Origin of the sequence: Paenibacillus sp. 2TAB23 (assembly GCF_052115165.1) — a bacterium.
Classification (GTDB): Bacteria; Bacillota; Bacilli; order Paenibacillales; family Paenibacillaceae; genus Pristimantibacillus.
In genome coordinates this window covers 221,391-234,655 of the sequence record NZ_JBFRGD010000010.1, presented here as the reverse complement: position 1 = coordinate 234,655, position 13,265 = coordinate 221,391, and the positions used below count along the sequence as shown (strand labels likewise).

The window sequence follows — 13,265 nt, the reverse complement described above, 5'->3', positions numbered from 1 at the left end:
AAAGGCAATTGATTCATCAGCTAAAGTATGCATGAGCGAAAAAATTATATCTATTCCAATTGCTCGGCAATCTTCCAAAATCAAAAACCTAGTTTGTCACCTTATCTCCTTGCCGTCATCGTCATTTTTGGTGCTGCGGACAACCCAAATTTAACGAAAGCATAACGCTCTTGATACACCTGTGTTTCTGGAGGCAAATCACGATCCGTCCACCCGACCTTGTTCGTGAAGCTGTCAGGCCCGATCTTCAGCGGCTCCAGCTTAATATGGTGATGGGGGCCGAGCAGATTGCGGCAGCTGCCTGCAAGCTCCAGCTCAATCCGATTATTTCCCGCTACAAGAAAAGCCCCGATATCCGTCACGTAAGGCTCCCATAGGAAGCTCTTCACTTCGTGGCTATTGACGCGAAGCTTCGTTACAACCGCATCCGGCTGCGAATTAAATGACCATACAGCCTCCGAGTCCAGCAAGCCTTCCCCTACGTATACCGTCTGTTCAATCGTCAAACGCCCAGCAAAGAAAGGAAATCCTTGCCTTACCAAGTCGCCGCCATCAAGGATTTCTGGACTTTCCGTCAAGGTGAAAGGACCTTCGGCAAGCACCGTTCTGCCCACTCCGTCAACGAATGGCGTGAGAGACTTTACGCCAAACTCGCCTAGCAAATAAACGCTCTCCAGCTCCGTATCGTATGTTAGCTTATTGCCCTCCGACTCGAACGTCTTCGCACGCTCCATCGCTTCGTACGTTTCCGGAGCATTGTAAAACTCAGATTCAATGACGAGTTTGTTCTCCCCCGCAAGCAGCTTGCCGCTTAGATTGAGCTTCCTGAATGCGGTATCGAGCCACCAGCCGCAGTCTTTATTCGAAATCGCAATTCCGTTCAATGTTATGCTCGCCTTGTCAGGCCGTTCCATAACCAGATAAAGCTGTCGTTCAAGGTCCGTATCAAACGCAACAAAAAATTGAAATTCGCAAGCGATTCGTACAGGGCGACCAAGCTGAAGCAGCTTTTCCTGCAAATAGATAACAGGCATCGACTCGCTCCACTCCCTACCTTCAATGCTCAGACGGCATGTGTCTAGTGTTACGCTATTGAGATCGGCATGCTTTACCTGCCAAGACTCAGTCAATGTTACGTCTGTCTGCAAAGCTGCCTCTGCAGCCATCACCTTTGTCTCCTCTTTCCGCCCGGTATCGCTTATGGGTAGGCTTACCTGCTTCAGCATATAAGATTGTGAAGCCGCAATCGGAAGGACCAGACGAGCGAAACCGACGCCCTGCTCCTGCAAAAGCATCTCTTCTTTCCCTGTTTCCAGATTAAGCAGCGTTGCAAGCCCTTCCCGGCGTAACTCAATTTCCACTTCTCCGTAGCTCGTTTCTCCCGAGTTTACAATATAATACAGCCAGGAATCGCCAAGCTTCAGCGTCTGAACGTTCATCCTGTCATCAGCGATAAGTTCTCCTGACGGCGTTTTCATACGCACAAACGGTGCCGCTGCTCGAGATATTTCGTCCGTTATAGCAGGATGATTTGCGCAAACCTTAATTGCTAAAGCCAACAACTGCTCTAGGAGCGCATCTTTTTTACCTTCCACTAAAGTAGGATATGGATCAAAGACAAATACACTGCCGCCTTGCTCTGCCAACTCAACCAATAGCTCCACCGTCGACCGGCTCCAGGTCACGCTTGGAGGCATGATAACGGACGAGTAGACCGCCTCACCTACGATAAGCATTCCATCCTCCACTCTGCCATGCCTCTCTAGAATGCTCTCGCTGCCGTAATCATGCTCCAACAAGGAGCGGCACAGCAGTCTTGAAAGTCCCGCGAAGCCCTCATGATAAGGCACAATGGCCGAGCTGTCGAAGCCCTTCTGCTCTACCCAAGCGGAGCGGATCGGATGCAAAAGCAGGATGCTAGCCTGTCTCTCCCCTTCCGACAAGAGCATGGAGAGTCTTGCGAAAAAGTCGTTATATTGCTTGTAATCTGTCCACCAAGGCTGCTGATAGAACAGGGACGGCGGGTAATCTCTTTTACGCAGTCCTCTCAGGCTGTAACTCTGCAAATGCTGGCACATCATATTAATGCCATGCACGAACTGCCATTCGCCGATCCTCTTCAAATCCTGCATGCTGACGTTCCAGCCGGAGCAGCCGTAACTCTCCGTAATCGTCCGCTTCTTACCGAGCTGCCTCGCGACCGACCCGACCTGCTTCGGAACGAGCGGCTCATCCCCGACAAAGCGCCCCAGCCAGTCGCAGCCTGGAATTTGCATATATTCATAGAAGGACATCAAATCTCCGACAGACGTCGCTTGTCCCATAAGCGTTTGCTCATCGACAACATGTCCCGCGAGAGACCAACCCTTCTCCTCGCACCAATCACCGATCTGTTTCGCATAGCTGTCCACAAACAGCTCCGTTACGCAAGACCAATACTGATAACGATGCTCCTTCGCATCGGAGGCATCAAGGAACAAGCTCGGAAGAATGTCGAGCACGCTCCTGTCGTTTCGCTGGCGATACGCATCTTCCATCTCGAACGACCATGGAATTTCTCCTCTTCCGAACTGGGGTTCATCCGTGAACACCCCCTTCAGCACATGCTTGAACGACTCGCCAAAGCTGTTCCAATAAGCTTCGTAAGTGCTGTCTATGAATGCCCGTACTGCCTGACGGCTTAATGTGTCGATATAATAGGGATTTACCTCCCAATAAATTCGAATATCCGCCTCCTCTGCGCGCCCCTCCGGCAACCGTACCCAGCCTGTCCCACCAAGGACATAATAACCGAGATCACGCGAGCGGTCTTCTCCGCGGAATGGCGCTTTCTCCATTCCAAGCTTCTTTTGCTGATATACGAGACCAAGCGCCGGCACGCTGCCGCCGCCGAAGCCGCTAGGCCAACCGTTCTCGTCGTAGAACCATGGCTCCATGCCCAGCGATTCCGCCTTCTCGATACATGCACGAACTGCGTTCATCCATTCCTCGCCCATATACGGCGTTTGAAGCCCGCCCCTGGCGTGCATGAAAAACCCGCCAATGCCGACTCGATTCATTTCCTCGATCTGTCGCTCCATCTCGGCAATCTCCAGCTTGTCGTTCCATGACCACAACGGTACCGATCTGTAGCTGCTGTCAGGATCGCGCAGCTTGCCCCAATTCCATACGCCATCTTTTATGTTCATTTCCCCATATCCTCCCCAGCGAGTAATTTCTTTCTATCTGCTGTATCCTTTCAAAGTTTCGGTCGTCATTTTCTTAATCGATTAATTGCCAAATAAACGATAGATGTCGGAATAATAGACAAGCATGCGCCACCTATAATATAATGCTTTGCCTTCCGCAATGAGTCGCGATAAATAGCCAAACGCATACTAAATTCACCAAGCTGATATACCCACTCCTTATTATAGTTGCGCCCTCTCATCGGCATAATGCGGTAAACCGCACATGAAGGGCAGATTTCTTCATCTCTTTCCATGATCACAAACTCAGCCGTACTCAGCTAATCTCTATGAGATCATATAGAACCACACACTCAATCCTCGCAGCCGCTTCAGTTGCACTTCGATTAGCAGCAGATATCATGACTAGTAAAACCTGTCGGATACTTTATTTAAATGCAGACCTAATCGTCTCTTCTAAAAGAAAACAGGGAGGCTGCCGCCTCCCCGTCTTCTCGTTTAATTCATTTTTGTAAGCATGAATGCATCGTGAGCAAGCGTGTAGGAATTACTGCCCGGGTCCTTGCCCGTAATCTGAAACCGGAAAGTCTTGTTCCCTGCTGAACCGAATGTTACCGTACCAAGACCGACTGTCTCATAGCCCTGCGGATTGCCGTAATGATCGACGGGAAATCCTTGCATGACTCCGTCGATATACAATTGAGCCGTTCCGCGATCCGCATGCTTCTTGATTCGGGAGCTGATGGCATACGTACCCGCTGCTGGAACCGGAACCGTATAATCAATCCATTGGCCTACGCCGCCGAAGCCGCTAAAGCTAAGCGATCCGCCACTCGCAGCCGAATCGGAGCCGGTCGTCACCGTTGCTCCTGCCGATAGGTTAGTCGCCAAGCTTTCGCTTTCAAAGGTCAGCGGCTTCTTCGTCAAAGCGATATAATCCGTTGCTAGCGTATAAACGCCGCTGCTTGCGTTCTTGCCGGTAATTTGGAATCGGAATGCCTTCGTACCTGCGGAGCTAAACGTCACGTCTCCCAGATCGACCGATGCATAGCCTTGCGCGCTTTGATATTGATCAACTGGCGCTCCTTGGGAAACCCCATCAATGTAAAGCTGAGCCGTTCCGCGATCCGGATGCTTCTTGACCTGCACCTTCACGTTATACGTTCCGGCTGCTGGAACATTAAGCGCATATTGAACCCAGCCTCCGACACTGCCCGGATTGGCGTAATTCAATGCCCCGCCGCTTGCAGACGTATCTGTTCCGTCCGTATTCGTGCCACCGGCAGATACCGTTGTCGTGGCGCTTTCCGCCTCGTACTTCACAGGCTCGTAGATCTTCGGCTGCAAATACTTGTCAGGCGATCGGTAGGTCAAGCGGATCGTATCCGTAGCAAGCGTATATTGCGAGCTGGCCGAATTCTTGCCCGTAATCTGAAAGCGGAACGTTTTATCGCCTGCCGAGGCAAATGCATAACTCCCGAGATTCACTTCGACAAAACCTTGTGTACCCGCATATTGATCGATCGGTGCACCTACCGGAACGCTGTCGATATACAGCTGCGCAATACCCCGATCCGGATGCTTCTTCACTCTTACCTTTATGTTGTATGTGCCGGAGCTTGGGACATTTACCATATAATCTGCATAACCGCCTACCGTATTCCCATTCGCATAACTGAGCGATCCACCGCTTGCAGCCGAGTCGCTGCCGTTCGAGGAAGTGCCGCCGCTCGACATTGTCAGCGACAGGCTCTCCGCCTCGTGCTTGAAGCCGGATTCTACCGTTACGCTGCCGCTGCCGCCTGCGCCTATAATCACATCGGCAACAATCGTTTTGTTCGCCGTGCGATCATAAATAACCGCTTTCCCAGTCTGGTTAGCTGGACCTGTCGCATGGATCGCAAGGCTTGATACGCCTGGGCTCTGCGTAAACGAAGTAATATTCTCGTCAGCGTACAGAACCTGCATATCGGAGCCGTTGTCCTCTTGAATCCAGAATGCTTTGCCTCTGGACGTATTTTCCTTAAAGTTAATGTTTAGACCGATCGTCTTCAAGTCGGCTCCCGTGAATCTGCCTTTGTACTTATAGCCGATAACGCCGCTATCATTCATTGTGACGTCTTCCACCAAATAGGTTTTGTTATCGTCGAGCCAGCGAAGATCGAGCGTGAACTCGTCTGGCGCGGCAGCTTCGTTGCCGGCCGTTGTGATGACGAGCGCCTTGCTTTTATCGTCTGGAGCGTACATCCATGCATATGGCCCTGCCGTATCATAGTTCGGACCGGCGTAGAGCGGCCGGATGATACCGTCGGTAAGCGCCTTGATACGCGGATTTTTTCGCCAATCATTAAACTTCTTCAGCGTGCTGATGCCCGGCGCGCTCCAAGTTCCCGGATCCTTCGCGAATTTGATGACGCGTGCGGGCATGTACGAATAATAATCCTCTACTTTGCCGGTCGTAAGACCGCCATAGTAAACCGAGTTGAGCGGCAAATAACCGAAGCTGTTCGTTTGAATCAGCATGCTCTTATCGACATTTCCTTTTGAGGAGACGAAGCCGTTATCTCCGATATGGAGCAGCCCGATATTACGATCGCCTTGCGTCGGATAAATATCGACCTCGCTCGTCAGCTTCGTCAAGAAATCGGGATGACGCGTGACGATATCGTTGTTGTAATCGCGAACGAGCACATTTTTGCGGTAAACGCTGTCGCTCGGATGCGAAGTCGAAGTCGCCGCCGAGTTTGGCCAGAACTCAGTCAGGTCGATCATCTGATGGGATAGATGGTAATTCGGAATCATCTCATCCTCCACTTGGCTGCGTTTGAATTCGATATTGGCAGGATCAGCCAAATCACGTCCGGCGTTATGATTATCACCGGTCATGCTGAACCAGATGCCAAAGCGCATGCCGGCCGCGACGATCGTATCGGTAAGCGCCGCGAGATTCGTCGTGAAGGAGCTGGCAGCCGTCGTTGTGTCCCTGGTCGTATTCCAGAAATCATCCACCATGACCATATCCATGCCAGCCTGCGTCGCCTTCGGGATAACGGTATTGCGATAATAAGCCTCATTCCGGTTGCCTAACCATTCCCAGTCGTTTGTCGTGAAGACGGAAGACGTATGATGGTACTTGAATCTTTTGCGGAAATGCTCCTCAACCGCCATCTTGCCGTCCATGATATCACCCTTGAAAGCTGTCATATTGACGGAAATGTATTCGAACTTCTCGTCCGGAAACAATACGAGCTGCAGTGATCCGGGATTCGTCGAAACCTTGACGCCTGATATGCCGCTCCATGCGTTAATGCCAGCGAATGGGAGGTTGTCCGTCGCGCCTTGCGTCTTCCAGTTCATCTCCGGCTGAAGCGTCCAGCCATCGCCGGTATTGTATGTCGTAATCGCGTTTTTGCCCGTGTTCATCGGCAGCGCGCCTGTCGTGCTGCTCCATGTCATATTCGGAACGTAGTGCAGCGTATGGGCATCGTTCGGAAAATTAAGCGCAATGACATCCGAAGCGGTAATCGTCTTGTTGGACGAGCTGTTGTTTTTGATCAGATTCGAATACTTGAGCCCCGCCCTATCGTTATACATTTCGAATCGGAGCGTGACCGTCACATTTTGAGGCGACGTTCTTGTGATCGGAATTTCGAGTCTCTTGCCCCAAGTCGTACTGAATAACGAGATGTTATTAATGGTATCCGCACCAATCGTCCAGCCCCCGTCATTGGAATACAGATTGCTGCCGCCGTAATTGTAGTAGAACAAATAATTGCTGCCGCTTCCCGTTAAATATTCCTTTCCCGCCTCTTTATTATAGAAGCTGGTCATCTGAATACTGCCGCCGGCGAAAGAAAGGACGACCCTAAGCACATCATTTTCCAGCGTCCATGCATTGCCGCTTTTCGTGATCGTTGAACCTGCTGCTTCTGCCGTCTGAACCGATCCGCTCGGAACGAACGGAATACTCGTCATACTTAATACAATTGCTAGAATCAAACAGAACAAACTGCGGAAACCAATCTTCAGCATCATTGAAACCCCTTTCATGAGTGGACAAGGTGAAACGGTTGTCGCCGTCCCCCGGCGGAAAAGCGTAAAAGGCTGAAGCCGTCTTCTAGCGGCTAAGCTTACGTTCGCGTAGAAATATAGAGAAAGTATGGTGAAACTATATACTTTCCTATATTTTAAAATAACCCGCAAACCTCAGCGCAGTAAAATTCCCTTAGATGAGAGTTTCTCGCTGTGATTTGCGGGTATGAAGCCATTTTTGTTGATTGACCGTTAATGCTATCCAAATTGCTTGCCCGTTATTGCTTACCTGAGATTACTTGCCTAACGAATTCATGAAATCCACGTATTCAGCCTCAGCATCAGCGGTACCAGGGTACCATTCCTTCTCCAGAAACTCCTTGAACTGCTGCTCCGTGATCGTGCCCGTAATAAATTTGATTTCGTTATCGTCCTTCTTCTTCACGAGATCCGGAATCGCACTGTTCAGGCTTGCGATCTTAGGCGCTCTGACGGCAGGCACGTTCACGATAGTCATCTGGCCAAGCGCCGCGTCGAGCTGGGTTTTATACAAATCAATCCGTTCTGTTGTCGTAGCATTGACGATCGATGCGCCTTCACCATTAATCGCATTGGCTGGCGTCATGTAGCTGCTCGTAAGCGTCGACAGCTTCGTCGTCTGCTCATCGGTACGCGAAATCGCTTTCGTTGCCGGATCGTAGCTGTCGTAAGTTACGCCCTTCACGCCTAATTGGAACAGTGCGTTCGCTTCGGCCGTGTTGCCCCAATCGAGGAATGCGAGTACGTCGTCTACGTTTTTCGAGTCTTTCGGAATCATCCAGCCGCCCCACATAGCTGGAGTTACCCAATCAGCGGCTACGCCATTGGCATCCTTCAATACACCGTGATACGTATATTTTTTGTCCGATTCAGGGTCTTTACTGATATTGCCGAGCACTGTGCTTTGATGCGCGTAGATTACACCTACTCGATTCTGATTCAGCTTCTCTTGGTCGACGTAAATTTTGTTAATCAAAAATTCGGGATCGATTAGCTTCTCATCGTTCAACTTCTTCAAGTATGTCAAGTAAGGGATGTAGCCCGACATTTTCTCTCTGATTTTGTACGTTCCGTCAGCGTCCTTTACACCGTCTACGACTGGAAGGCCGAAGGCAGCTGTCAAGAAGTTCGACGCGTTCCAAATGGTATTGCGACCAAGGTCAGGTCCGGAGAAGCTTAGGCAATACGTGTCTTTCTGGCCATTGCCATCCGGATCCTGCTCCGTGAACGCCTTGCACACGTTCGTCAGCTCGTCCAGCGTCGTCGGTGCTTGCAGGCTCACTTTATCCAGCCACTGCTGGTTGATCATATAGCCCCAATGATTGACGGCGTTCGTTCTTGGAATAATGTACGTCTTGCCGTCGTTAACCGATTTGACCGCGTTCCACATGTCCGGCGTAATGTTTTTCATCAAGTTCGGATAGTTCGCAATTTTGTCGTCAAGCGGCTCCAGCAAGCCGTTCTGGGCCCACTTCTCCATGTTCGCATCGGCGCCGTTGCCTGCCGTTCCCCAGTTGTAGATGACGTCGGGCAGATCGCCGGATGCCATCAGCACTTGCAGCTTGTCGACGTAATTGTTGATCGGAGGAGCTTCGATTTCCAGCTTCACGTTCGCGATTTTCTCGACCTCGGCTATGACCGGGTTATCCTTGAGGACGATCTCCGCGTTGACCCTGTTGAACATTTTGATCGTAACCGGTTTTTTGGCCTCTGGCGCGTCAGTTCCCTTATTCGTCGTTTGCGGCGCGTTCGTGCTGCCCTCTTTCGTGTTGCCGTCGTTGTTGCCCGAGCTGCAGGCTGCCAGCGCCGTTGCCAGAATCAACAAGGAAATGAGCGTTTTAGCTGTGCGGTGCTTTTTTGTAACCATGTCCTTCTCCCCTTTGATCATCGAATTATATTAAACCGCAGCTAACCGCAGATTTAACCGATCCAAGCGTAAACAGCTGTCGCCGTCCTCTATGGCAAAAGCAGTCGTTTCGCGGAGATATATAAGCTCATTTAGATTGAAAACATATAAATTCTTATATTTGAACAAACCAATCTCTTGCCTCTATCCTTTGATAGAACCAACAAGTATGCCCTTCATGAAATACTTCTGCATGAATGGATAGACCATGATAATCGGCAGCGTGGAGAAAATAATGATCGCCATCTTGATCGTGAATTCGGTCACGCCGGAAGTTCCTGCATCCATTACGTCCTTGGCAACGCCGCCGCTGTCGACGACCATGTCCCTTACAATGAGCATGAGCGGCCATAGGTCTCTCTTGGACGTATAAATGATCGCATTAAAGAACGTATTCCATTGCGTCACCGCGTGGAAAATAACGAATGTGGCAATCGCCGGCTTCGACAACGGCACGATGATCCGGAACAAAATCCGCAGCTCGTTCGCGCCATCGATAGAGGCCGACTCCTCCAGGCTCGGAGGAATGTTGCCGATAAAGTTTTTCATCAGCAGCAAGTTATAGGCACCAAGCGCATTAGGAAGCACAAGGCTCCAAAGCGTATTGTACAGATCAAGCGATTTGATCAAATAAAAGTTCGGAATGAGTCCGCCGTTAAAAAACATCGTAAATGTAATGAGTACGAGGGCAAAGCTTCTGCCCTTCAAATCACGCTTCGAGAGCGGGTAAGCAGTAATAATCATCAGGAAAATGTTGATGCACACGCCGAGCACCGTAATGATGATCGTATTGCGATAACCGATCCAAAGCTGATCCATCTTGAATATTTGCGTGTACGCGCTGAACTCCAATTTACTGGGGATCAGCTTAAGCGGATTCGCTAAGTATTCGTTGTAAGGCGTAACCGAGAAAGCGGCTACATAAAAGAATGGAAAGAGGCAAGCAAGCGCGAACAACGTTAGGCAAGCGTAATTGATGATGTCGAACAGCTTATCCCCTCTGGATCTGATATTCATAAGAAATGACCTCCTGTCGATATGCCGCAGGCAACGCTTGTCCGCATCACCATATCCCGTCTTCCTTCATTAGCTTCGCGATTCGATTGCTTGCTAGCAGGAAGATGAGGCCGATGACAGAGGTGAACAGGCCGACGGTGGCGCCGAAGGAAAACCTTCCTCCGAGTATCCCTACCCGGTACGCGTACGTTTCGAACACTTCGGAGACGCCGAGATTCATCGGATTTTGGAGCACGAATATTTGCTCGAAGCCATTGTTCATAATGTGGCCAAGCCGTAGAATGAGCAAAATAATGATCGTAGATTTGATGCTAGGTATCGTAATATACCACAGCCTCTGTAAACGGCTGGCGCCGTCGATGCTTGCCGCCTCGTACAATTCCGAATTGATGGAAGCAATCGCAGCCAGGTAAATGATGCTCTCCCAACCCGAATCCTTCCAAATGCTGCTGAGCACGACAAGCGGGCGGAAAAAATCATTGTCTGCGAGGAAGAAGATCGGTTCGATGCCGATCGACTTCAGAAACAGATTAAGCACGCCCCAAGACGGCGACAGGAAGTTGACCAGAATACCGCCGATGACGACCCAAGATATGAAATGCGGCAAGTAGATGATCGTTTGCGTTATTTTCTGATAGGTGCGGTTTCTCATCTCATTCAGGAATAAAGCGAGAATAATAGGGAACGGAAACCCGATGACCAGCTTCAGAAAGCTTAAATAAAGCGAGTTCCAAAAAACGGTATAGAAATCACTCAGCCCGAACATGTATCTGAAGTTCTCGAAGCCGATCCATGCGCTGTTCCAAATGCCCTTGGCGAAGTTGAAATCTTTGAATGCGATAATGACGCCGTAAATCGGCACATAATTGAATATGATGAAATAGATAATGCCGGGCAGTAGCAGCAGATACAGGTATTTCTTTTTATTCAGATAACGAAACGTTCTTTTAGTGCTTGTCGCGAACAAGGCGCACACCTCCATCCTTTGAACAAAATGTCTATTTCAGGACCAGGCTGAGCAGATCATCCACGTGCGCGCTTGCCAAGCATTCGTATGCGTCTCCTGCCCCATAGTAGATCTTCACCTCACCCGAATCTTCCAAGATCATGCCTCCAGGGAATATGACGTGATTGCGGAATCCGCCTTCCTTCTCATATGGAGCATCCGGTGCCATGAGCGGCTCTTCGTATAATCCGATCATTTTTTTAGGGTTTTCTAAGTCAAGAAGCATGAGTCCTGCCGAATAACGCTTTTTCCAGCTATCCTCCCAGCCGTTCTTGCCGCGTGACGGGTCAATATCAACCGCATGGAACGTCGTCAGCCATCCCTTCTCCGTCTTGATCGGCGGCGCTGCCGGACCAAGCTTCGCATTCGCGAAAGGTACGCGTTCGACGGGGAGCAGCAGATCGGAGTTGCCCCAATCCTTCAGATCGGCTGAATCCGAAATCCAAATGTCGAAGCGCTCCTTTCCTTCGCGGCTATAGATTGTGAACGGTCTTTCCAGACGGACATAACGGCCGCCGATCTTCTCCGGAAACAGCACCATATTGCGGTTGTCCGGCGCGCTCATGCTAAGCACTTCAAAATGCTCCAAATCGTCGGTTACCGCGATTCCGCCGCGGATACCGTGCAGCGTATCGACAGCAAAGCACAGGTAGCAACGACCATCAATGACGGTCAGCCTCGGATCATAAGTCCGTATGATCTCCTCACTCCTAAGATCGAAGATCGGATCGGGCTTCACATCCCATTTGATACCATCGCGGCTGAAAGCAATGCCGAGATTCGTCGTGCTGGAGTGGGAAAGCGTCTGATTATCCGGTTGACCATAATCATTGCGGAACACCATCACGTATTGGCCTTGGAATTTGGTTACGCCAGCGTTGAATACGAGCGCGGGATTGTAAGGAACATCCTCCCTCGTAAGAATGGGATTGTTCGGGTGACGCTGAATGACCGAGCTTGATACCAGCTCTCCAATCAGTCCGATTGACGGTAATATCATGTGAATCCTCCTTGATGTTTGCAATATGTTTAGCGCTTACAAACACAGTTTATGGTATAATCACACAGTCAATAGTGCAAAAATTATTGTCAACACACTAATTTTTACTACAATTTTAGGAGGGGCCATCCTGACGATTTTTCCGATGAACAAAGATCTATCCGATTATGAAATGATTGCGGCGGACTTCCCCTTCTATGTATCGATTAACGAGGTTCGCCATTCCTTCCCCGCACATCGGCACGACTTTCTGGAATGCTCGCTCGTTATCGCGGGCGAAGGACATGAAACGATCAACGGAATCCGCCATCCGATGAGACGAGGCACCTTCACCTTTTTGCTGCCCTATCAAGTACATGATATTGTTACGTATTCCACGACACCGATTCGGCTTTTCAACTGCATGTTCGCCATGGAGCTGCTCGTCTCATCGGTTAAGACGGGATCTCCTTACCTGCAAGCACTGTTAACGGAGAATCAGCGACCCTTTTTCCATTTGGAAGGCGAAGAGTTGGTCCAGTTTGAAATGCTGATGCACAGTCTGCATAACGAATACAACCAGACCACGCCATTCCGCAACGAGCTGTTAACCTTGAAGCTCCATGAAATCTTGATGCAGTTTCAACGAATTCGGGTGTCCCGGCAAGGCATGAACACGCAGGAGAAGGCTTACCTCACGGGCAGCGGCTCGATTTGGCCGGTTATCGAATACATTCACTATCACTACCGCGACGATCTATCTCTTTCCGGCTTAGCCGATCATTTCCGCATTCCTTCAACTAGACTTAGCATCGAGATTAAGAAGCATGCCGGCATTAACTTCCTCCATCTGCTCCACAAAATTAGAATTCGCCATGCCTGCAGCTTGCTTAGCGCTACCGACATGAGCATTCTCGACATTGCGCTTGAAGTCGGTTTCAGCTCATACAACGTGTTCGGCCGACTATTTCGCGAGTACAAAGGAATCACGCCAACCGAATATCGGCTAACCAATCTCCATGCCTGACAACAAAAAAGCTCGTCTGCTGTATGAGCATGACGAGCTTTCTTGGTATTATTGCTTTATAACCGTAACCT

The 13,265-nt window shown here is 50.0% G+C and carries 8 protein-coding genes; 1 reads left to right on the top strand and 7 read right to left on the bottom strand.

The features are described 5' to 3' along the window. Positions 1 to 101: 101 nt before the first annotated feature. The 7 genes from AB4Z29_RS16485 to AB4Z29_RS16455 all read right to left on the bottom strand — a co-directional run bounded on the left by AB4Z29_RS16485 (position 102) and on the right by AB4Z29_RS16455 (position 12,188). On the bottom strand, positions 102 to 3,188 hold the full coding sequence (locus AB4Z29_RS16485) for a glycosyl hydrolase (protein WP_441944122.1): 3,087 nt from the start codon (positions 3,186 to 3,188) through the stop codon (positions 102 to 104). A gap of 65 nt (positions 3,189 to 3,253) precedes the next feature. After that, positions 3,254 to 3,484 (bottom strand): hypothetical protein, encoded by a 231-nt coding sequence (locus AB4Z29_RS16480; protein WP_441944121.1) that lies wholly within the window; start codon positions 3,482 to 3,484, stop codon positions 3,254 to 3,256. Between the two features lie 202 nt (positions 3,485 to 3,686). Then, positions 3,687 to 7,223, bottom strand: coding sequence for a carbohydrate-binding protein (locus tag AB4Z29_RS16475; RefSeq protein ID WP_441944120.1), 3,537 nt, complete (start codon positions 7,221 to 7,223; stop codon positions 3,687 to 3,689). Positions 7,224 to 7,515: 292 nt separating this feature from the next. Further along, complete coding sequence (locus tag AB4Z29_RS16470; protein WP_441944119.1) at positions 7,516 to 9,126, bottom strand: extracellular solute-binding protein; 1,611 nt, start codon at positions 9,124 to 9,126, stop codon at positions 7,516 to 7,518. A gap of 183 nt (positions 9,127 to 9,309) precedes the next feature. Continuing rightward, positions 9,310 to 10,182, bottom strand: coding sequence for a carbohydrate ABC transporter permease (locus AB4Z29_RS16465; RefSeq protein ID WP_441944118.1), 873 nt, complete (start codon positions 10,180 to 10,182; stop codon positions 9,310 to 9,312). Between the two features lie 46 nt (positions 10,183 to 10,228). Then, entirely contained in the window at positions 10,229 to 11,149 is a 921-nt protein-coding gene (locus AB4Z29_RS16460; RefSeq protein ID WP_441944117.1) for an ABC transporter permease, read from the bottom strand. Between the two features lie 31 nt (positions 11,150 to 11,180). After that, the gene (locus tag AB4Z29_RS16455; RefSeq protein ID WP_441944116.1) at positions 11,181 to 12,188 is read right to left on the bottom strand and encodes a glycoside hydrolase family 130 protein; all 1,008 of its coding nucleotides are present in this window, start codon (positions 12,186 to 12,188) and stop codon (positions 11,181 to 11,183) included. 145 nt (positions 12,189 to 12,333) lie between these two features. Between AB4Z29_RS16455 and AB4Z29_RS16450 the strand changes: the two genes are divergently transcribed. Continuing rightward, positions 12,334 to 13,194, top strand: coding sequence for an AraC family transcriptional regulator (locus AB4Z29_RS16450; protein WP_441944115.1), 861 nt, complete (start codon positions 12,334 to 12,336; stop codon positions 13,192 to 13,194). The last annotated feature ends 71 nt before the right edge of the window (positions 13,195 to 13,265 follow it).